This window comes from Streptomyces sp. NPDC051218, assembly GCF_044455475.1.
Classification (GTDB): domain Bacteria; phylum Actinomycetota; class Actinomycetes; order Streptomycetales; family Streptomycetaceae; genus Streptomyces.
This window is the reverse complement of the sequence record NZ_JBITEU010000009.1, coordinates 208,456-229,715: the sequence shown is the minus strand read 5'-3', so window position 1 is coordinate 229,715 and position 21,260 is coordinate 208,456. Positions and strand designations below refer to the sequence as shown.

Annotated in this window: 15 protein-coding genes; 5 read left to right on the top strand and 10 right to left on the bottom strand. The window is 71.1% G+C overall.

The features are described 5' to 3' along the window. Positions 1 to 84: 84 nt before the first annotated feature. The 4 genes from ACIBCK_RS26850 to ACIBCK_RS26835 form a co-directional block, all read right to left on the bottom strand. Positions 85 to 1,719 (bottom strand): serine/threonine-protein kinase, encoded by a 1,635-nt coding sequence (locus ACIBCK_RS26850; protein ID WP_399394252.1) that lies wholly within the window; start codon positions 1,717 to 1,719, stop codon positions 85 to 87. 103 nt (positions 1,720 to 1,822) lie between these two features. After that, positions 1,823 to 3,598, bottom strand: a complete 1,776-nt coding sequence (locus tag ACIBCK_RS26845) for a serine/threonine-protein kinase (protein ID WP_399394617.1) — start codon at positions 3,596 to 3,598, stop codon at positions 1,823 to 1,825. A 133-nt stretch (positions 3,599 to 3,731) separates the two neighbouring features. Further along, a complete protein-coding gene (locus tag ACIBCK_RS26840) occupies positions 3,732 to 6,617 on the bottom strand; it encodes a protein kinase (protein WP_399394250.1) in 2,886 nt (961 codons plus the stop codon). Positions 6,618 to 6,750: 133 nt separating this feature from the next. Then, a complete protein-coding gene (locus ACIBCK_RS26835; protein WP_399394248.1) occupies positions 6,751 to 8,913 on the bottom strand; it encodes a serine/threonine-protein kinase in 2,163 nt (720 codons plus the stop codon). A gap of 135 nt (positions 8,914 to 9,048) precedes the next feature. Here ACIBCK_RS26835 and ACIBCK_RS26830 point away from each other — a divergent pair, with 135 nt between their 5' ends. Beyond that, positions 9,049 to 10,251: a serine hydrolase domain-containing protein gene (locus ACIBCK_RS26830; RefSeq protein WP_399394246.1), complete on the top strand. Its 1,203-nt coding sequence runs from the start codon at positions 9,049 to 9,051 to the stop codon at positions 10,249 to 10,251. On the opposite strand, the gene ACIBCK_RS26825 is transcribed toward ACIBCK_RS26830, so the two are convergent. Further along, positions 10,248 to 11,954 carry a glycerol-3-phosphate dehydrogenase/oxidase gene (locus tag ACIBCK_RS26825; RefSeq protein ID WP_399394245.1) on the bottom strand — a complete coding sequence of 569 codons (1,707 nt, stop codon included), beginning with the start codon at positions 11,952 to 11,954 and terminating at the stop codon, positions 10,248 to 10,250. The two genes, ACIBCK_RS26830 and ACIBCK_RS26825, sit on opposite strands and share 4 nt — an antisense overlap. A gap of 250 nt (positions 11,955 to 12,204) precedes the next feature. Here ACIBCK_RS26825 and ACIBCK_RS26820 point away from each other — a divergent pair, with 250 nt between their 5' ends. Beyond that, positions 12,205 to 13,458 carry a nucleotide sugar dehydrogenase gene (locus ACIBCK_RS26820; RefSeq protein ID WP_399394243.1) on the top strand — a complete coding sequence of 418 codons (1,254 nt, stop codon included), beginning with the start codon at positions 12,205 to 12,207 and terminating at the stop codon, positions 13,456 to 13,458. Positions 13,459 to 13,541: 83 nt separating this feature from the next. Here the strand turns inward: ACIBCK_RS26820 and ACIBCK_RS26815 are convergent, their stop codons facing one another. The 4 genes from ACIBCK_RS26815 to ACIBCK_RS26800 all read right to left on the bottom strand — a co-directional run bounded on the left by ACIBCK_RS26815 (position 13,542) and on the right by ACIBCK_RS26800 (position 17,932). Continuing rightward, positions 13,542 to 14,666: a GuaB3 family IMP dehydrogenase-related protein gene (locus tag ACIBCK_RS26815; protein ID WP_399394242.1), complete on the bottom strand. Its 1,125-nt coding sequence runs from the start codon at positions 14,664 to 14,666 to the stop codon at positions 13,542 to 13,544. Between the two features lie 142 nt (positions 14,667 to 14,808). Beyond that, entirely contained in the window at positions 14,809 to 16,326 is a 1,518-nt protein-coding gene (gene guaB / locus ACIBCK_RS26810; protein ID WP_399394240.1) for an IMP dehydrogenase, read from the bottom strand. 152 nt (positions 16,327 to 16,478) lie between these two features. Next, positions 16,479 to 17,054 (bottom strand): sigma-70 family RNA polymerase sigma factor, encoded by a 576-nt coding sequence (locus tag ACIBCK_RS26805; RefSeq protein ID WP_160506701.1) that lies wholly within the window; start codon positions 17,052 to 17,054, stop codon positions 16,479 to 16,481. Positions 17,055 to 17,320: 266 nt separating this feature from the next. Next, a complete protein-coding gene (locus ACIBCK_RS26800) occupies positions 17,321 to 17,932 on the bottom strand; it encodes a response regulator transcription factor (RefSeq protein WP_003948568.1) in 612 nt (203 codons plus the stop codon). Between the two features lie 390 nt (positions 17,933 to 18,322). Here ACIBCK_RS26800 and ACIBCK_RS26795 point away from each other — a divergent pair, with 390 nt between their 5' ends. Beyond that, positions 18,323 to 18,685, top strand: a complete 363-nt coding sequence (locus ACIBCK_RS26795; protein WP_399394238.1) for a WhiB family transcriptional regulator — start codon at positions 18,323 to 18,325, stop codon at positions 18,683 to 18,685. Positions 18,686 to 18,717: 32 nt separating this feature from the next. On the opposite strand, the gene ACIBCK_RS26790 is transcribed toward ACIBCK_RS26795, so the two are convergent. Beyond that, complete coding sequence (locus ACIBCK_RS26790; RefSeq protein WP_399394236.1) at positions 18,718 to 19,614, bottom strand: LysR family transcriptional regulator; 897 nt, start codon at positions 19,612 to 19,614, stop codon at positions 18,718 to 18,720. Between the two features lie 79 nt (positions 19,615 to 19,693). Here ACIBCK_RS26790 and ACIBCK_RS26785 point away from each other — a divergent pair, with 79 nt between their 5' ends. Both ACIBCK_RS26785 and ACIBCK_RS26780 read left to right on the top strand, forming a co-directional pair. Beyond that, positions 19,694 to 20,371 carry an MOSC domain-containing protein gene (locus ACIBCK_RS26785; protein WP_399394234.1) on the top strand — a complete coding sequence of 226 codons (678 nt, stop codon included), beginning with the start codon at positions 19,694 to 19,696 and terminating at the stop codon, positions 20,369 to 20,371. A 33-nt stretch (positions 20,372 to 20,404) separates the two neighbouring features. Then, positions 20,405 to 21,178, top strand: a complete 774-nt coding sequence (locus ACIBCK_RS26780) for an SDR family NAD(P)-dependent oxidoreductase (RefSeq protein WP_399394232.1) — start codon at positions 20,405 to 20,407, stop codon at positions 21,176 to 21,178. The last annotated feature ends 82 nt before the right edge of the window (positions 21,179 to 21,260 follow it).

Below are 21,260 nucleotides of genomic sequence, written 5' to 3'. Positions count from 1 at the left end.
AGCCCCCGTTCCACCCGGGTCACTGACTTGTGACCGGGGTGATGCACCGGGGGGATGCACCGGGGGGATGCACCGGGGGGAACTTCACCGGCGTACGAAAGAGTCGACCGCCGTGTCGAAGTACCGCCGGCCCTCCTCCGCCCTGCCGACCGGCGCCGAGACCCACACGTCGAACATTCGGCCGCCCTCCTCCCAGCACAGGTCGTACGTGTGCCGGTCGCCCTCCGCGGCCGTGAAGCCGTCCCAGCTGAACTGCCACAGGGCCGCGGGCCTTCCGTTGTGCGAGGTCTCCGTGACCTCGCCGTCCCGGTAACCCGGGTTGTTCTCCGGCCCCTTGGCGTCGGAGCGGCGCTGCACGGCGAGCGGGCCGCCCGGCTCCGGGGCCGACTCCTTGATGCCGATACGGAAGGTGCCGCCCGCCGACTTGTAGAAGGTGCGGGGCCCTTGCACCTCGCGCCTGAAGCCCTCGGGCACCGCGAGCGTGAAGCCGCGGGGGTCCTGCGTCACGCGGTAGCCATCCGGGGCTTCAGGGGCGGAGGGCTTGGGGGTGCGGGAGCCGCGGGTGACCGTCACCGTCGGGGTCGGCGACGGCGAGGGGCTCACCGTATTCGTCGCCGCGGACTGCGTGGCCGTGGCCGTGGGTTCACCGCCGTCACCGCTACCGTCCCTGCTCGTCAGGAGCGCGGCGGACACCCCGGCCCCGGCCACCGCGGCCACCAGCGCGGCGGCGAGCAGCATGGCCCGGCGGCGGCGACGGGAAGGCTCCGCGGGCCGCGCGGGCGGGCGCGTGGGCAGATCACGGTAGGTGGGCGTGTAGCCGCCGGGCCGCCCGCCCGGCAGCGCCGATGGCTGGCCGCCGGCCAGGCCCGCGGGCGTCGACGGCATCCGTCCCGTCTCGACGTACGTCCGCAGCAGCCGCTCGGCGTCCTGCGCGCCGAGCCGCCGGTCCGGGTCGCGTTCGAGGAGCCCGAGGATGACGGGCAGCAGCGGGGCGGCGGCGGGCGGCGGGCGGATCTCGTCGAAGACGACGGCATGCAGCACACCGCTGATCGAGTCCCGGCGGAAGGGCGACTCACCGGTCATCGCCGTGACGAGCAGCGCGCCGAGCGACCAGAGATCGGACTCGGGCCCCGTACGCTCGCCCGACATCCGCTCGGGCGCGGTGTATTCGGGCGAGCCCACGAACGACCCGATCTCCGTGAGCGTCGTCGCCCCGCTGACCTGCGCGATCCCGAAGTCGGTGAGGACGACCCTGCCGGTCGCCTCCTCCATGAGGACGTTCGCGGGTTTGATGTCGCGGTGCAGGACCCCGGCTCCGTGCGCGACGCGCAGCGCGCCCAGCAGGGCGATCCCCATGCGGGCGACCTCCCGCGCGCTCATCGGACCCGTCCGCGCGATCCGCCCTGCCAGCGAACCGCCCTCGATCAACTCCATGACGATGTACGGGTGGTCGCTCTGCACGACGACGTCGTGGACGACGATGATGTGCGGATGTCTGAGCTGCGCCGCCGCCCGCGCCTCGCGCAGGGTCCGTTCGCGCTGCTGCGCCGCGTCGGATTCGGAGAGCGTGTCGTCGAGGGCGAGTTCCTTGACGGCGACCCGGCGGCCGAGGAACTGATCCGTGGCCTGCCAGACCACACCCATGCCACCCCTGCCGAGCCGCGCGTCCAGGCGGTAACGGCCAGCTATGACCCGGGCGTTGTCCCCCACGCTCCCCATGCGGCCATCATGCCCCACAGGTGTGCGGACGCACCCTGTCGGCCTGCGGTGCGGGCTGGTTCCGGCCGTTCGTCCCACCCATCCCGGCCGCGGGCGAGCGCGTTCAGCCCTCCCGCCAGCCCCGGAGCATCGCGTCGAACTGCTGGCGCGCCGTGTTCCAGTCCGCCGCGGGGGACGACATGTAGATCACGTACTCGACGCCGTCAAGGCTGAGATACGACTGCTCGATCGCGCGACGTGGGCCCGCGGTCGTGTCGTTCGCGCCGGCCGTCCAGCTGAACTCCCACAGCGCGCCCGGCCGGTCGCGGAAGGTGTTCTGGTCCAGCTGCAGCCGCTTGTAGCGGGGCAGCTTGATGCTGAGGTTCTTCTCCAGGTCGAGCTGGTGCGTGTAGGGGCTCTCCCACGTGGAGTTGCGGTCGATCGCGATGCGTACGAAGTGGCGTCCGTGGTCGGGCGTGTAGTCGATCTGGTTGCCGTCGGCCTCGCGCTCCCAGCCCTTGGGCAGCATCATGCTGAAGCCCTCGGCGTCCTTCACCCGGTGCCAGTTCTTCGGGATGCCGCCGACGGTCTCGCCCTGCTCCTCGTCGCTGGACTGCTGGGCCGTGCCGTCGTCGCCGTCCGCGTAGTGCAGGTAGCCCGCGGTTCCGCCGCCGAGCAGCAGGACCGCCGCCACGGCCGCGACGATCGCGGACCGCTTGCGGCGCTTCGGGGGGTTGGTGGCGGGGCTGGCGTGGGGGTGGGTGTGAGCGTGGGACGGGGGCTGGTGGGTGCCCTGGACGACGGTGCCGGAGGAGACGGAGGAACCGGCGGTGTTACCGGTCCCGTGCCCGTTCCCGTTCCTCTGCCCGCTCCCGCTTCCGCTCCCGGTGACGACGGTGCCGGGCTCCGCGGAATGGTGGCCGAACGGCGGAGTGTGGGCCTGCTGCTGGGTACGCGGCTGCCCGTACGGCTGCGGCTGTGCCTGCTGATGGGGCTGGGGCTGCGGCTGGGGCTGCGGCTGGGGCTGGGGCTGATGGGACGTGGCGTGGATCTGCGTCGGCACATACGCCTGCGCCGAGCTCGGCCTGCGCCCCTCGGCCGCCTCGGCGAGCATCAGCTCGGCGACCTCCGCGGTCGGGCGGGTCTCCGGGTCCTTGCGCAGGAGCGCGCCGATGACAGGGGCGAGCACCCCCGCGTACTCGGCCGGCGCGGGCTCCTCCGTGACCACGGCCTGCATGGTGCCAAGCGGCGACGTGCGCCGGAACGGGGAGTTCCCCTCGACCGCCGTGTACAGCGTGGCGCCGAGCGCCCACAGGTCGGACGCGGGGCCGGGGTTGGCGCCGCTGACCCGCTCGGGCGCCAGATAGTCGACGGAGCCGACGACCTCGCCGGTCCGCGTGATCGTCGAGTCCCCCTCGATCGCGGCGATCCCGAAGTCGGTGAGCAGGATGCGCCGGTCGTCGGCCAGGAGTACGTTGCCGGGCTTGACGTCGCGGTGCAGGACCCCGGCGGCGTGCGCGGCGCGCAGGGCCTTCAGCGTCCACAGGCCGATGCGGGCGGCCTCGACGGGGTCGATGCGGCCCCGCTCCTTGACGGCGTCGGCGAGCGAGCAGCCCTCGACCAGCTCCATCACGATCCAGGGGCGGTCGTCGTACTCCAGGACGTCGTGGACGGTGACGACCGCGGGGTGGTTGATCCGGGCGGCGGCCCGCGCCTCCGCGTGCGTACGGGCGAAGAGGATCGCGCGGTCGGCCTCCTGCACGAACTGTGCCGCCGTCAGCTCCTTGACGGCGACGGCCCGGTGCAGCACCTCGTCCCGTGCGCGCCACACCCGGCCCATGCCACCGCGGCCGATGGACTCTCCGAGCCGGTAGCGGCCCGCGAGGAGCAGGCCCTGCATCTGATTCACGTTCCCCCGCATTGGTTCTGACATGGCCCAGATTAGGGAGCGGTCGGCGTACGGGGAACCTCCGGGGGTGCTCGGAGACCTCACTGTGACGCGCGACGCAACGGCGACGGGCGTGACCTGACGCTCAATCGGTGACCTCGTAGGTCGACGAGGCCTGCTCGTAGAGCCGGTCCACTTCGTCGCGCTCGCCCTCGGGCCCACGGATCTGTACGACGTGATACTTCCCGCCGACGATCATCGCGAGATTGCGTACGAAGATCTCACCGCCGCCCGGACCCTGCCAGGTGAACTGCCCCTCGCCCATGACCCGTCCGCCCACGTCGATCCTGCGCATGCCCGAGGACTCCGCCCAGGTCGAGTCGCGGAACGGCTGCAGTTCGCGCTCGTGCTCGCGCTGGTACTTCATGGGGTCGCTGCCGTACTCGTCCGTGCCGTCCCGTCCCGGCACGACGATGAGCTCGAAGTCGCCCCGCGCGTACACGACTTGGCCCCGGTCGTTCTTGGGCTGCCGGTCCCAGCCGCTCGCGACGGCGATCCGGAAGCCCTCGGCGTCCTTGCGGAGGGTGAAACCCTGGGGGACCTCGGGCCCGCTGGTCTGCGGCTTCTGCGAGCTCGGGCTCTTCTCGGGCTTGTCACTGGGCTCGCCGGACTTGCCGTCCTTGCCGTCCTTGCCGTCGTCCTCGCTGGGGCGGGCGCTTGAGCTGCTGCCGGTGTCGGGGGCCTGGCTGGTGCCGGGGTCGCCCACGGAGCCGGCGCGCTCGCCGCCCTCGTTCTCCCCCGCCTTGGGCATGAAGACCAGGGCGTACGCGACTGCCGCGGCGAGGCCGACCAGGATGAGGAGGAGCAGGAGCCGCCCCAGGGAACGCGGGCGGCCCGTACCGCTCCGCTTGGGCGCTGGGCGGTTGGGTGCGGGGCGGTTGGGCGCTTGGGCGGCGGCTGTCCGCTTGGGCGTGGGGGCCGCGGTGGCCGGGTGCCTGGATTCGCGGCCCTCCCGGCTCTCCCGGCCTCGCTTGTGCTTGCGGCGCCCGTTCTGCCGGGGGTTGGCCGCCGGGGCGGCGGGTGCGGCGGCGCGCCTCTTCCTACGCCGAACGAGATCACCGCGGCGGCGTACGACGGGCAGGCGGCGGGCGTCGAACGGCGGCGCCGGCACGACGTTCGCACCGGCCTCCGGCTCGGGCGCGGAACGGACCAACGACCGCAGCCAGCCGCTCAGTTCCTCGATGTCGAGCCGCTCGGTCGGGTCCTGGCGCAGCAACGACTCGACGACGGGCCGCAGCGGCCCGCACTCCTCCGCGTAGGCGGGCGGCTCGGCGCAGACCAACTGGACGAGCTCGAAGGTGCTCTCCTCCGGGTAGGGCGCGTGGCCCTGCACCGCCCGGAACAGCAAGGCGCCGAGCGCCCAGAGGTCGGTGGCGGGCCCGATGGGCGGGGCGAGCTGCCAGTTCTCGTGCACGGGCCCGGCCTGCTCGGGCGCCCACCGCTCGGTCACGCCGCCGACCACGGTCATCCGCGCATGCCGGGCGCGCTCCGCGGCAAGAGCGGTGGCGGGCCCACGCCGAGCCCCACTCCGCTCGGCGACGAGGGCGTCCCAGTAGCTGTGCCCGGATGAGGCGGAGGGGGCCACGGAGGTGGAGGGGGCGGGGGCGTCGTGACGGGGGGCAGGGGTGAGCGCGCCGCGACCGTGGCCGGGGCCGGGGCCGGGGCCGGGGCCGGGGCCAGGGCCGGGGCCAGGGCCGCGCGCAGGGTTTCGCTCGCCGTGGGCGACGTCCGCGCCCTCGTCGGCGGAGGCTTCAGCGGACCCTTCGGCAGGCCCTCCCGCGAGTCCGCCCGCAGGCCCTGAGGGCGGACTCGCGTAGGGGCTGCCAACGCCCCCAACATCCCTGCCCCCACCGGGACTCGAAGCTCCCGCACCTCCACCCCTCGGCACAGCCCCGTGCCACGGCTTCGTGCCTGCGACGCCGTACGGGTCGAGGATCCGCCCGGCAGCTTCGGTATCCGTCCCGCTTCCCGCGGCCCCGGTTTCCCCGGCCCTCACCGAGTCACCGCTCTCGCCCGGCCCCTGACTCGCCCCGTACGTCCCGCCGGTCCTGGGCCCCGGCAACTCCGCGCCCCGGCGGCCTTCGTTCTCGCTCACCCGCGCCGCGGCACGCGCTCCGGCGCGATACGCGGCTATGGCACTGGAATGCGCGGCCCGCACGTCACCGCCGGGCTCCGAAGTCGGAGCCGGGGCAGCCTCAATGGCGACAGGCCCACTGGAACCGCCAGGCCCGGCTGAACCGCCAGGCCCACTGGAACCGCCAGGCTGCGAATCGTCCGCCTCGGGACCACCGCCGACATCCGCACCGGCGTCGCCCCCGCCCTCGAACCCCCCGAGGAACTCCTCGGGCCGAGGGTCGTAGCCGCACAGCGCCTCTTCCGCCGCGCCCGCCGCGAGGCCCGTGAGAACCACCCGGCCGTCGTCGCAGACCAGGACCGTACGAGCGGTGATGTTCCGGTGCACCCAGCCGTGCGCGTGCAGCACCCGCAGCGCCGTCACCACGTCGGAGGCGATCTCCGCCGCGCGGTACGGACTCAGCGGCCGGTCGGCGAGCAGCGCGGCCAGCGGCCTCGCCGCCACCAACTCGCTCACTATCCACAGCGAACCGCCCTCGGCGAACACGTCGAAGACCTGGTCGAGCCGCGGATGGTCGGGGATCTGGGCGGCGGCCTGCGCGGCCTCTATCGCGCGGCGCACCGCCGGATCCGACGGCCGCCGGGTGGTACGCGCCGAGGGTCGTCGCACCGCCCCGGCGCTCACGAACCCTGCCGGAAGCTCCCCGTCCGGCAGGTCGCGCTCATCGAGTTCGAGCACTTCCGCGTCGACGACCTCGGGCAACGGCACCTGCCTGACCAGGACTTCCTGACCGCTGTAGGTGTCAAAGGCCCGCGTCTCCGCGAGTTCGTACTCATCCGCGGGAGGCAGCGGCAGGCGATAGCGGTCGGCGAGTACCCGCCCCGCGTATTCGTCCACGACGCCTCCCCCGTCCGCACGGTGGTCAATTCCGTTCGCCCAACGCCCTGTTGCGGCTGCGTACGGTCCGCAAGCACTCACGATACGTGCCGGAGGCAAACCACATTGAGGGGATGCGAGATCTCCTCGATCGCTACTTCTTCGGCTCGAACGTCTTCGTGAAGGTCCGCCAAGCGTCCTTGCGCTCGTCCCCGTCCCACTTGTCCGCCTTGGCCGTGTACATCAGTCCGTAGCCCAGGTGGTCGTTGACGACGAACCCACGGTCTATCGACCGGTACTTCGTGCCGCCGTCGACGTACGTGAACTCCCAGTCGGCCGTGTTCCAGCCACGGAAGTCGACCTTCTCTATCCGGATCCGCTTGTACTGCGACCGGACCATGTACCTCTCCTGGCCCTTCCAGTCGCCCACCGGGTCGGACTTGGGGGTGGGAGTCCAGCCGATCAGGAGCTTCTGCCCGTCCGGCCCGGAGAAACGCGCGCCCGCGGCGCTCGTGGACTGGTACTTCCAGCCCTTGGGCAGCCCCACGGAGAAACCTTGCGAGTGCTTGTACGTCGACTCCGCTCCGTCTCCCGGCTTCTTGCCGGAGTCGTCGCCCTCGCCCTCGCCGTCACCGCTCTCGCCCGGCTCGCCCTCACCCGAACCGGGGCTCGCCCCCGCGCTCGCCTCGGCTTCGTCCTTGCCGTTGCCCTTGTCCTGATCGGCACCGCCGTCCTGCCCGGCGCCCTTTTCGTCTTCCTTCTCGCCACTGCCCGCGGTCGCGCCGCTGGACGCGGCCTTGTCGCCGCCGTTCTTGTTGTCGCGCGCACCGCTCTCGCCCCCGTCGTTCAGCGCGAACGCGAGCACGGTCCCGAGCACCGCGAGCGCGAGGGCCAACGAGAAGATCACCAGCGTGCGCCGCGGAACCACGTCGGTGAGCGAGGCCTTGGGCTGCTGCGCCGCACGCGGCGGCGTCGCGGGATCCGCAGGGGTAGCCGACCCCCCGGAAGCCAAGCCAGAACGAGAAGCGGGGACAGCAGCAGAGGCAGAGGCAGCAGCCGCGCGAGAGTTGGACCCGGAACCAGAAGGACCTGATCCGGAGTCAGCACCGGAGCGGGAGCGAGAAGGGGCCTCAGAACCAGCCCCGGCCTCGGACGCCGAAGCAGAACCGGAAGCAGCCGTCCCGGCCCCGGCACCCCGCGCGGTAGCCGCAGCCGCGGCCTTCCGCACCGACCGCAGCGCACCCTTGAGCCGCTCGGCAGCCTCCTCGCCCTTGCGACCGGAATCCCCGGTTGACTTGGCGGCCCCGGCGGCCCCCACAGCCCCGGAGGCTCCAGAGCCCTCAGCCGTACCCGCCGACCCAGCCTTGCCCTTGCCGAACCGCTTCCCCGCACCGGACGTCGGCGGCACCGGAGGCAACGGCACGACCTTCGTCGCGTCGACCGGCTCCGGCTCGTCCTTGACCTCCGGCGCGTGGATGACGTCGATCAGGAGCGCCCGCGCCCCCGCGTCGTCGAGCCGCTGCTCGGGGTCCTTGGCGAGCAGGCCGTAGATGACCTTCTCCAACGGTCCCGCGTTCGTCGGCTGTTCGACGTCCTCGGTCATCACCGCGGTGAGGGTGGCGATCGCCGACCCCTTGTCGTACGGAGGGACGCCTTCCACGGCCGCGTACAGCAGGCCGCCGAGCGACCACAGGTCGGCCGCGGGGCCCGGCTTGTGGCCTCGCGCCCGCTCGGGCGAAATGTACGAAGGAGCGCCGACGAGCATGCCGGTGGACGTGATCGACGGGTCGCCCTCGACCTGCGCGATACCGAAGTCCGTGAGGACGACCCGGCCGTCCTCGGCGATCAGCACGTTCGACGGCTTCACGTCACGGTGCAGGATTCCCTCGCGGTGCGCGGACCGCAGTACGTCGAGCACCGCGAGCCCGACCTCGGCCGCACGCCTCGGCGTGAGCAGCCCGTCCTCGCGAATGGCCTCGGCGAGGGACTTGCCCTCGACCAGCTCCATCACGATCCACGGCCGGTCGTCCTCGTCGACCACGTCGTACACGGTCACCGCGCTGGTGTTGCGGATCCGCGCGATCGCCTTGGCCTCACGCAGCGTTCGCGTGATGAGCCGCCGCTTCTCTTCCTCGTCGATGCTCGAGGGAAAGCGCAGTTCCTTCACCGCGACCGTACGGCCGAGTGTCTCGTCCTTGGCGCGCCAGACGGTTCCCATTCCGCCGCGGCCGAGCACTTCCCCCAGCCGGTAGCGCCCGGAGAGGAGACGTTCGCTCTGGTCCTGACGGGACTGACCCGTCTTCTCCGCGTCCGACATGCGTCCCCTCTGCTGCTACCGCTGCTACCTGCGCAACCCGCCCTGACAGAGCCTCCATTGTCCCTCACTCGGGGACCGGTCTACGCCCAGGGTCCAACGTCCCTCATGATGGGCTCCGCACAAGGAGGGACCGCCATGCCCATTTCACGGACACTGCTGGCCGTACCCCTTGCGGTGGCCCTCATCGGGCTGACTTCCGCCAGTGCGCCGCCGACCGCGAAACCGGCCACGGACGCCACTCTTCCGTTGCTCGTGACCCGAGGCAAGGCCCCCGCCGCGGCTCTGTTGACCCGCGAAGCCCCATGGTCGACGACCGAGTCGGCAGCCCCGGACCTTCCACCGGACCGGCAGCCGACCCAACAGCCACACTGGCACTTCGCCCACGTCAACAAGCCGTCACGCGACGCACCCACCCCGGGAACGAACAAGAACCCAGCGCGCGAAGCCGGTTACGACACCGGCGCCGGCACCAGCAGCGCGAACAGCACCGCCACCCGCATCCGCCGCACCGACCACTTCCGCGCAGGCAGCATCACCAAGACGTTCATCGCGACGGTCGTCCTTCAACTCGCCGCCGAGCACCGACTGTCCCTGTCCGCCCCCGTAGAACGACACCTGCCCGGTCTCATCCGCGGCAAGCGTCTCGACGGCCGGACTCTCACCCTGCGCGCCCTGCTCACCCACACCAGCGGCCTCGCCGACTACACCACCGGCGCCGAAGGCCTCGTCCCCCGTACTCCAGCGGAGGCGGTCCGCACCGCCCTCGCCCTTCCCGCGACCCCGCCCGGCCGCTGGTCGTACTCCAACACCAACTACGTCGTCCTCGGCATGGTGATCGAGCAGGTCACCGGCCGCTCGTACGCCGCGGAGACCGCGCGCCGCATCATCACCCCCCTTCGCCTGTCCGGCACTTCCTTCCCCGGCACCCGCACCACGCTCCCGCCCCCGCACGGCCGCGCGTACACGAGCGGGGGCCGGGACGTCACCGCCCTCAACCCGGGCATCGCGGGCGCGGCCGGGGAGCTGATCTCCACGCTGGCCGACCTGGACCGCTTCTACGCCGTACTCCTCGCGGGCCGGCTGCTCCCCGCGTACCAGCTACGCCAGATGCTCAACACCCGCTCCGCGCAGGGCCACTACGGCATGGGCCTCTACCCGCAGAAGCTGCCCTGCGGCACCACGGTCTGGGGACACAACGGCCGCATTCCCGGAAGCTACGTCCGCACGGCCGCCACCCGCGACGGCGGCCGCGTCCTCACTTTCCGGGTCAACACGGACGAGATCGCCGACCCGGCCCTCGAACAGACGCTTCTGACGGCGCAGTTCTGCCCGCGCTAGAGCGGCACGATGTCCGGCGCCCCCAGCCTCGCCGCGTCCGCCGTCAGGTCGTCCGGCTGCCGCTGCGACTCACGCTCCGCCTCCACCCGCTTCTCGTAATGCTGGACCTCCCTCTCCACCTGGTCCTTGTCCCAGCCGAGGACCGGCGCCATCAGCTCCGCACACAGCCGTGCGCTGCGCGTGCCCCGGTCGAACGTCTCGATCGAGATCCGTGTGCGCCGGGTCAGCACGTCGTCCAGGTGGCGTGCCCCTTCGTGCGACGCGGCATAGACGATCTCGGCGCGCAGATAGTCGTCAGCGGCGGGCAGCGGCTCCCCGAGGGTGGGGTCGGCGGTGATGAGTGCGAGGACCTCTTCCGCCAGCGAGCCGTACCGGTTCAACAGGTGTTCCACGCGCACCACATGAAGTCCGGTGCGGGCGGCGATTCCGGCGCGCGCGTTCCACAGCGCCTTGTACCCCTCGGCGCCGACCAGCGGAATGTCCTCGGTGACACAGTCGGCGACCCGCTGATCGAGGCCGTGCACCGCCTCGTCCACGGCGTCCTTCGCCATGACTCGGTACGTCGTGTACTTGCCGCCTGCGATGACCACGAGGCCGGGCGCCGGATGCGCCACCGTGTGCTCGCGGGACAGCTTGCTCGTGGCGTCCGACTCACCGGCGAGCAGCGGCCTGAGCCCCGCGTACACCCCTTGGACGTCGTCCCGGGAGAGGGGCACGCCGAGCACCGAGTTCACGTGCTCGAGGAGATAGTCGATGTCGGCGCTGGATGCCGCCGGGTGCGCCTTGTCCAGGTCCCAGTCGGTGTCGGTCGTCCCCACGATCCAGTGCCGTCCCCACGGAATGACGAAGAGGACGCTCTTCTCCGTCCGCAGGATCAGCCCGGTCGTCGAGTTGATCCGGTCCTTGGGCACGACCAGATGGATGCCCTTGGACGCCCTGACGTGGAACTGTCCCCGGTCCCCGACCATCGCCTGGGTGTCGTCCGTCCACACGCCGGTGGCGTTCACCACCTGCTTGGCCCTGACCTCGTACTCCCCGCCGCCCTCGACGTCCTGCACCTTGGCGCCGACGACGCGTTCACCCTCGCGCAGGAAACCCGTCACGCGGGCGCGGTTGGCGACCTTGGCGCCGTACGCCGACGCGGTGCGCACCAGGGTCGCGACATAGCGGGCGTCGTCCATCTGGGCGTCGTAATACTGCATCGCCCCGACCAGTGCGTCCTTCTTCAGGCACGGGGCGACACGCAGGGCGTGACGCCGGGTCAGGTGGCGGTGCATGGGTAGGCCGCGGCCGTGTCCTCGTGACATCGACATGGCGTCGTACAACGCGACGCCCGATCCGGCGTAGAGCCGCTCCCAGCCCTTGTGCTGCAAGGGGTACAGGAACGGCACCGGCTTCACGAGGTGCGGGGCGAGCCGCTCCAGGAGCAGGCCGCGCTCCTTCAGCGCCTCCCGCACCAGCGCGAAGTCGAGCATCTCCAGATAGCGCAGTCCGCCGTGGATCAGCTTGCTCGACCGGCTCGACGTGCCGGAGGCCCAGTCCCGCGCCTCGACCAGACCGGTGGAAAGGCCGCGGGTCACGGCGTCGAGTGCGGTGCCCGCACCGACCACTCCCGCGCCCACGACCAGGACATCCAGCTCCCGCTCGGCCATTCCCGCAAGTGACTCGGCACGCTCCGCCGGTCCCAAGGTCGCTGTCCTCACCGCTGCCTCCCGTTAGCTGTCGGGTGTGGTCGCGCTCACATCATGCCCAGATTCTGGTCGGGTCCGCTGAGTTCGACCGCCGCCTGTGGACAACCTGCGGCCGATCCGTGGCCAACACTCCGACGCCCGGCGCAGCGCAATGCCGCATAACGGTCATATTTACTCCTAGTCTGACATTGCGCTGGTCCACCTTGTCCACAGGACTTGCGCGCTCGTTCCGCTCCGGCTATTGGGAGGACGGCCCACCGCCATGCCCGCAGATCTCGCCGTCATCGGTCTCGGCCACCTCGGCCTGCCCCTCGCCCAGGCCGCCGTCTCCGGCGGCATCGCCACCATCGGCTACGACCCGGTCCGCGCCGCCGACCTGGCAAGCGGACGCCTGCCCTGTGACGGCGCCGAGGGAACCCTCACCGCCGCCGACGTCCGCCGGATGCTCTCGGGGGGTTTCCGGCCCACGACCGACCCGGCGCAGCTCGGCCGGGTGCGCACCGCGGTCATCTGCGCTCCCACCCCTCCGGCGGCCGACCGCAGCCTCGACCTGAGCCAGGTGGCCGACGCCGCCCGCGCCCTGGCCGCGCGCCTGCGCCCGCACACCACGGTCATCCTCGAATCACCCGCTTACCCGGGAACCACGGAGGAATTCCTGCGCCCCATCCTCGAAGAGGGTTCGGGCCTGCGCGCGGGCCGCGACTTCCACCTCGCGCACTCGCCGGGCCGCCTCGACCCGGGCAACCGCACCCACGGCTACGCCGGCACCCCCAAGGTCATCGGCGGCCTCACCCCGGCCTGTACCGAATCGGCCGCCGCCTTCTACGGCCGCCTCACCGACAAGGTCGTACGCGCGCGTGGCCCGCGCGAGGCCGAGACCGTGCACCTCCTGGAGACCAACTACCGGCACGTGAACATGGCCCTGGTCAATGAGATGGCCGTGCTCTGCCACGACCTGAGCATCGACCTGTGGGACGTCATCCGCTGCGCCGAGACCAAGCCCTTCGGCTTCCAGGCCTTCCGCCCCGGCCCCGGCGTCGGCGGCCACGGCGTCCCCCTGGACATCCCGGGCCCCGGCCGCGGCGCCCGCCCCCTGCGCATGGTCGAACTGGCCCAGCAGGTCAACGACCGCATGCCCCGGTACGTGATCCAGCGCTCGGCGACCCTGCTCAACGAGCACGGCAAGTCGGCCCGCGGCGCCCGGGTGCTGCTCCTCGGCGTCACCTACAAGCCCGACCTCGCCGACCAGCAGGGCTCCCCCGCCCAGGAGGTCGCGACCCGCCTGATGGAGATGGGCGCCGCCGTCAGCTACCACGACCCCTACGTGCCCAGCTGGAGCGTCCTCGGCCACCCCGTGCCCCGCGCGGACTCCCTCTACGAGGCGGCGGCCGACGCCGACCTCACGATCCTGCTCCAGCACCACCGCACGTACGACCTGCAAGGTCTCGCGGTGAAGGCCCAGCTGCTCCTCGACACCAGGGGCGCGACCCCGGCGGGCGCGGCACACCGCCTCTGAGGGCGACACGACACACAAGAAGGGCCCCGGTACGCATACCGGGGCCCTCCGTAGAGCTGAGCTTAGAGCTGAGCCAGAGACCGTCAGCGGCTGTGCTGCGAGTCCGCGACCGTCACCTCGACGCGCTGGAACTCCTTGAGCTCGCTGTAGCCCGTCGTCGCCATCGCGCGGCGCAGCGCCCCGAAGAAGTTCATCGAGCCGTCCGGGATGTGCGAGGGACCGGCGAGGATCTCCTCCGTCGTGCCGACCACACCGAGGTCGACGCGCTTGCCGCGCGGCACGTCCTCGTGGACGGCCTCCATGCCCCAGTGGTGGCCCTTGCCGGGCGCGTCCGTGGCGCGCGCCAGCGGGGAGCCGATCATCACCGAGTCGGCGCCGCAGGCGATGGCCTTGGGCAGGTCGCCGGACCAGCCCACGCCGCCGTCCGCGATGACGTGCACGTACCGGCCGCCGGACTCGTCCATGTAGTCACGGCGGGCGGCGGCGACGTCCGCCACGGCGGTGGCCATCGGCACCTGGATGCCCAGGACGTTGCGCGTGGTGTGCGCGGCGCCACCGCCGAAGCCGACGAGGACACCGGCGGCGCCCGTGCGCATCAGGTGCAGCGCGGCGGTGTACGTGGCGCAGCCGCCGACGATCACCGGCACGTCGAGCTCGTAGATGAACTGCTTGAGGTTCAGCGGCTCGGCGGCGCCGGAGACGTGCTCGGCCGAGACGGTGGTCCCGCGGATGACGAAGATGTCGACACCGGCGTCCACGACGGCCTTGGAGAACTCGGCGGTTCGCTGCGGGGAGAGCGCGGCGGCGGTGACCACGCCCGAGTCGCGCACCTCCTTGATGCGCTGCCCGATCAGGTCGGCCTGGATCGGAGCCGCGTAGATCTCCTGGAGGCGCCGGGTCGCGTTGTCGGTGTCCAGCTCCGCGATCTCGTCGAGCAGCGGCTGCGGGTCCTCGTACCGCGTCCACAGGCCCTCGAGGTTCAGGACGCCGAGGCCACCCAGCTCGCCGATGCGGATCGCGGTCTGCGGCGAGACGACCGAGTCCATCGGCGCCGCCAGGAAGGGCAGCTCGAAGCGGTAGGCGTCGATCTGCCAGGCGATCGAGACCTCCTTCGGGTCGCGGGTACGACGGCTCGGCACGACGGCGATGTCGTCGAAGGCGTACGCCCGGCGGCCGCGCTTGCCGCGCCCGATCTCGATCTCAGTCACGTGGGTGGCCCTTCAGCTTTCTTCGGTACTTCGCACTTCTTCGGCACTTCGGCACTCGGTCTGCCGCTCCAGTATCCCCGACGCACGCCAAGGGGGCGGCCCCGGGAATCCGGACCCGCCCCCACGCGCGCGTGGAGCGCCGTCAGCGCTTGTTCGTGTAGTTGGGCGCTTCGACCGTCATCTGGATGTCGTGCGGGTGGCTCTCCTTGAGACCCGCCGAGGTGATCCGTACGAATCGGCCGTTGCGCTGGAGCTCCGGAACGGTCTGGCCGCCCACGTAGAACATCGACTGGCGCAGACCGCCGACCAGCTGGTGCACGACCGAGGAGAGCGGGCCGCGGTAGGGCACCTGGCCCTCGATGCCCTCGGGCACCAGCTTCTCGTCGGAGGCGACGCCCTCCTGGAAGTAGCGGTCCTTGGAGAAGGACTTGCGGTCGCCGCGGGTCTGCATCGCGCCGAGCGAACCCATGCCGCGGTACGACTTGAACTGCTTGCCGTTGATGAACATCAGCTCACCCGGGGACTCCTCGCAGCCGGCGAGCAGCGAGCCCAGCATGACCGTGTCCGCGCCGGCGACGAGCGCCTTGGCGATGTCGCCCGAGTACTGCAGGCCGCCGTCGCCGATGACCGGGACGCCTGCCTCCTTGGCGGCGAGCGACGCTTCGTAGATGGCCGTCACCTGCGGTACGCCGATACCGGCGACGACACGCGTCGTACAGATGGAGCCCGGTCCGACGCCGACCTTGATGCCGTCGACACCGGCGTCGATGAGGGACTTGGCGCCGTCACGGGTGGCGATGTTGCCGCCGATGACGTCCACACCCGAGGCGTTCGACTTGATCTTGGCGACCATGTCGCCGACCAGGCGGGAGTGGCCGTGCGCGGTGTCGACGACGATGAAGTCGACGCCTGCCTCGACGAGGGCCTGGGCGCGCTCGAAGGCGTCACCCGCGACACCGACGGCGGCGCCGACCAGGAGACGGCCTTCGCTGTCCTTGGCGGCGCCGGGGTACTTCTCGGCCTTCACGAAGTCCTTGACCGTGATGAGGCCCTTGAGGATGCCGCCGTCGTCGACGAGCGGCAGCTTCTCGATCTTGTGGCGGCGCAGCAGCTCCATGGCGTCGACGCCGGAGATGCCGACCTTGCCCGTGACCAGCGGCATCGGCGTCATGACCTCGCGCACCTGGCGCGTGCGGTCCGACTCGAAGGCCATGTCGCGGTTGGTGACGATGCCGAGCAGCTTGCCCGCCGGGTCGGTCACCGGGACGCCGCTGATGCGGAACTTGGCGCAGATCGCGTCGGCCTCGGCGAGCGTCGCGTCCGGGTGCACCGTGATCGGGTCGGTGACCATGCCGGACTCGGAGCGCTTCACGAGGTCGACCTGGTTGGCCTGGTCCGCGATGGAGAGGTTGCGGTGCAGCACGCCGACGCCGCCCTGGCGCGCCATCGCGATCGCCATGCGGGACTCGGTGACCTTGTCCATCGCCGCGGAGAGCAGCGGGACGTTCACACGCACGTTCTTCGAGATGAGCGAGGAGGTGTCGATCTGGTCCGGCGCCATGTCCGACGCGCCGGGCAGCAGCAGCACGTCGTCGTAGGTCAGCCCGAGCGTCGCGAATTTCTCGGGCACCCCAGTCGAAGAACCGCCGTTTGCAGTCATGACACCTTCCCCAAATGGCCTTGATCGGTGCGGATGTCCATGCTAACGGGAACCGAGGGTGTCTCATTCCACGATCAAGATCATCGACCAGGTTCGTACGTTCATACGGCATGGATGGACACCGAAGGCGATCGCCGGGCGACCGCTGATCGCTACTGCTCGGCCAGCGCCCGCAGCCTGCTCAACGCGCGATGCTGCGCGACCCGCACGGCGCCCGGGGACATGCCCAGCATCTGCCCGGTCTCCTCGGCCGTGAGCCCGACCGCGATCCTCAGGAGCAGCAGCTCGCGCTGGTTCTCCGGAAGGTTCGCCATGAGCTTCTTGGCCCACTCGGCGTCGCTGCTGAGCAGCGCGCGCTCCTCGGGTCCGAGGGAGTCGTCGGGCCGCTCCGGCATCTCGTCCGACGGCACCGCCGTGGACCCGGGATGGCGCATCGCCGCGCGCTGAAGGTCGGCGACCTTGTGCGCGGCGATCGCGAAGACGAACGCCTCGAAGGGGCGCCCGGTGTCCTTGTAGCGCGGCAGTGCCAGAAGCACCGCGACGCACACTTCCTGCGCCAGGTCCTCCACGAAGTGCCGTGCGTCGCCCGGCAGTCGGGAGAGTCTGGTGCGGCAGTACCGCAGCGCCAGGGGGTGCACATGAGCCAGCAGATCGTGCGTCGCCTGCTCGTCACCCTCGACCGCGCGAAGGACGAGGGCACCGATCACCGTCGTCCTGTCATCGCGCATCGGTCCATGGTGCCTTGGCGCCGATTGATCCGTGGCACCACGTCCGTAGTTGTGCACCGAAGCGTTATGAGCAGGTGCGCCGGAACTCATCTCGTGCGCCCTCCCCTCCCGCTCGACCGACCTGTCCCCGAGGAACTCCACATCTCAAGGATGCGGCATCGGCGGCGAAGCAACGGCAACCGCTCCCCCGAGAGGGAGCGACGGGCGTCCGTCACCCCGCCCACCACACGGCGGGCGGGGATCGCCGTGCCCGCACGGCGGCACACCTATCGGACCAGGCCCCAGCGGAAACCGAGCGCCACCGCGTGCGCGCGGTCCGAGGCGCCGAGCTTCTTGAAGAGCCGCCTGGCGTGGGTCTTGACCGTGTCCTCGGAGAGAAAAAGCTCACGTCCGATCTCGGCGTTCGACCGGCCGTGGCTCATACCCTCCAGCACCTGGATCTCACGCGCGGTGAGGGTGGGCGCCGCGCCCATCTCGGCCGAGCGCAGTCTGCGCGGAGCCAGTCGCCACGTCGGGTCGGCGAGTGCCTGCGTGACGGTCGCCCGCAGTTCGGCGCGCGAGGCGTCCTTGTGGAGATAGCCGCGGGCACCGGCGGCGACCGCGAGTGCGACCCCGTCCAGGTCCTCGGCCACGGTGAGCATGATGATGCGCGCACCGGGGTCGGCGGAAAGCAGCCGCCGGACCGTCTCCACGCCGCCCAGACCGGGCATGCGTACGTCCATCAAAATCAGGTCCGAGCGGTCGGCGCCCCAGCGGCGGAGGACTTCCTCGCCGTTGGCCGCTGTCGTCACGCGCTCGACGCCGGGCACGGTCGCGACCGCGCGGCGGAGCGCCTCTCGGGCGAGCGGGGAGTCGTCGCAGACGAGGACGGATGTCATGACTGTCCTCCGCGGCTCTCACAGCTGCTGCGCGTCACCTTGAGCCTCCAGGCTGGTACTTATTCGTCACCTGTGCGGTTGACGCTCTCGGACATCTGCCCGAGCGCTTGTTCTTTCAACCGCCTCCGCACTCTCAACGACGGTCACCCGAAAGAGTTACGGGGCGGTGGGCCTCCTTCGGCACTCTACGTGAGGGCGCAGACACGGAGCAGGTAGCGCAAGAGACCCTCAACGTTTCATCACAACCAATGCCCCATTTAGCCCTCTTCCTTCCCTTTTGCTGGTGTCTGTGGCTAGATTTTCCAATGAGTCATATTTTCATCTCCTTAGACAGTAGATGTACGGTCGTGGGCACCGTATCCGCGCAGAACGGCTACCAGGAGACAAGCAATGGCAGATTTCTCCCGCCTTCCCGGACCGAACGCAGATCTCTGGGACTGGCAGCTCCTCGCGGCCTGCCGAGGGGTCGACAGCTCGCTCTTCTTCCACCCCGAGGGCGAGCGGGGCGCGGCGCGCAGCGCGCGTGAGAACTCCGCCAAGGAGGTCTGCATGAGGTGCCCGGTACGCGCGGAGTGCGCCGCTCACGCCCTCGCGGTACGGGAGCCGTACGGCGTGTGGGGCGGGCTTACCGAGGACGAGCGCGAGGAGCTCATGGGCCGCGCGCGCAACCGCCTCGTCACGACGTCCGCTCCCTCGGCCACGGCCACGGCCACGCACAGGGCACCGAGCGGCGGCATGATCACGCACACCTGAAGGAACGTTTCTTCGAAAGCACCCAGCAGTGCTCAGCGCTTCGCGGCGCGCTCCAGGTGGTCCAGCGTGGCCGCCACGGCGGGGACCTGCGCCAGATCCGGCAGGGTGAGCGCGACGATCTCACGCTGCACGGCAGGCTCCACCGTCACTGTGCGTGCACCCTTGGGGCGTACGGACTCGATGGCGAGCTCGGGCAGCACCGCGACCCCCAGGCCCGCGCCGACCAGGCCGATCACCGCCGGATAGTCGTCGGTCGCGAAATCGATGCGGGGCACGAACCCCGCCCCCTCGCAGACCTCGACCAGCTGCCTGCGACAGCGCGGACAGCCCGCGATCCACGGCTCGTCGGCCAGCTCCCCGATGGCGACCGCTTCCGCCTTGGCGAGCCGATGCCCCTCGGGCACGAGACCGACGAGCCGGTCGGCGAGCAGGGGCCGCACGACCAGGTCGTCCCACTCCTCCGCGGCGCCGGCGCCTTCGTAGCGGAAAGCGAGCGCCACGTCGCAGTCGCCCTCGCGCAACATCTCGACCGAGCGCGGCGGTTCGGCCTCCTCGAGCGAGACCCGGGTGCCGGGGTGCGCGGCGCGCAGGGCGGCCAGTGCGCTCGGCACCAGCGTCGAGCTGCCGCTGGGGAAGGAGACGAGGCGGACCCGGCCCGCCCGCAGGCCCGCGATGGCGGCGACCTCCTCCTCGGCGGCCGTCAGCCCCGCCAGGATCCCCGCGGCGTGCCGGCCCAGGGCCTCGCCCGCCTGCGTCAGGCGCATCTCCCGCCCCGTGCGGATCAGCAGTGTCGTGCCCGCGGAGGCTTCGAGCGCCTTCATCTGCTGGCTCACGGCGGGCTGGGTGCAGCCGAGCTCGCGCGCCGCGGCGGAGAAGGAGCCAGTGGCGGCGACCGCACGCAGGACACGGAGATGACGGGCCTCGATCATGGCTCAAGCATAAGCGACGCTTGGGTAGAACGACCAATAATGCGTCGACGCTTTGAGCGAGCTCGCCTAGCCTTCCGTCATGAAGCTTCTCTCCGTGAATCTGGGCCGGTTCAAAGCCGTGGACTACAGCGACGCCCCCTCGGGCGGCACCGGCATCGACAAGCAGCCCGCCGAAGGGGCCGTACGGGTGACGGCGCCCGGCCCCAAAGGCGTCGGCGGGAGCGGCCTTGCCGGGGACGAGGTCTGCGACACGCGGCACCACGGCGGCGACCACCAGGCGGTGTACGCCTACGCGCGCGAGGACCTCGACGCATGGGAACGGCTGCTCGGCCGCCCGCTGCCCCATGGTTCCTTCGGCGAGAACCTCACGACGTCCGGGATCGACGTCAGCGGCGCGAAGATCGGCGAACGCTGGCGCGTCGGGCCCGAGTTGCTCCTGGAGGTGACGTCGGGCCGCATCCCCTGCCAGACGTTCCAGGGCCACCTCGGTGAGAAGCAGTGGGTCAAACGCTTCACTCAACAGGGCACTCCCGGCGCTTACCTGCGGGTGATCGAGCCGGGTGAGATCCGCGCCGGGGACGCGATAGAGATCGCGCACCGTCCGGAGCACGATGTCACCGTCGCCCTCCAGTTCAGGGCGGTGATGACGGAGAAGCACCTGCTGCCGAGTCTGCTCGCCGCCGGGGACGCGCTGCATCCCGAGTTGATCGAGACGGCTCGTAAGTACGCGGAGAAGCACGGCTCACGGACGCCGTGACCGGAGGTCTTCGGATCTCACTAGCCTTGGTCCATGACTACGGCTCTGATTACGGGATCGACCGCCGGTATCGGCGCGGCCTTCGCCCGGCGGCTCGCCGGTGACGGCCACAACCTGGTCCTTGTGGCACGGAACACCGAGCGGCTACGGGAGCAGGCGACCGAACTGCACGACCGGCACGGCATCGAGGCCGAGGTGCTCACCGCGGACCTCGCGACCGACGACGGGATCACCGCCGTCGAGAAGCGGCTCGCGGACCGCAGGAACACGGTCGACCTGCTGGTGAACAACGCCGGGTTCGGCAACAAGGGCCGGTATCTGGAGGTGTCGATCGAGGACGAGCTGACGATGCTCAAGGTGCACTGCGAGGCGGTGCTCCGGCTGACGTCGGCGGCGACGAAGTCGATGCGGGAGCGGGGGCGCGGCGGTGTCGTCAACGTCGCTTCGGTGGCGGCGTTCGTGCCGCGCGGTACGTACGGGGCCTCGAAGGCGTGGGTCGTGCAGTTCACGCAGGGGGCGGCGAAGGACCTGGCCGGCTCCGGGGTGCGCATGATGGCCCTGTGCCCCGGATTCGTACGGACCGAGTTCCACGAGCGCGCCGGAATGGGGACGTCCAACATCCCCAAGTGGATGTGGCTCGACGCGGACAAGCTGGTGGCGGCCGCGCTCTCCGACTTGGCGCGGGGCAAGCCCCTGTCCATCCCGGACCCCCGCTACAAGGCCCTGATGGGCGTGGTGAAGGTGACGCCGAGGGCGCTGCTGGGCGGCGTCACGTCGAGGACGGGACGGAAGTACGGCCCGCAGTAGAGGCCCCGGACGAGCGCCCCGTAAGGGGCGCGGGGAACTGCGCGACAAGCCACGACGGGCTCGCACGCAAGAACGCACGGAG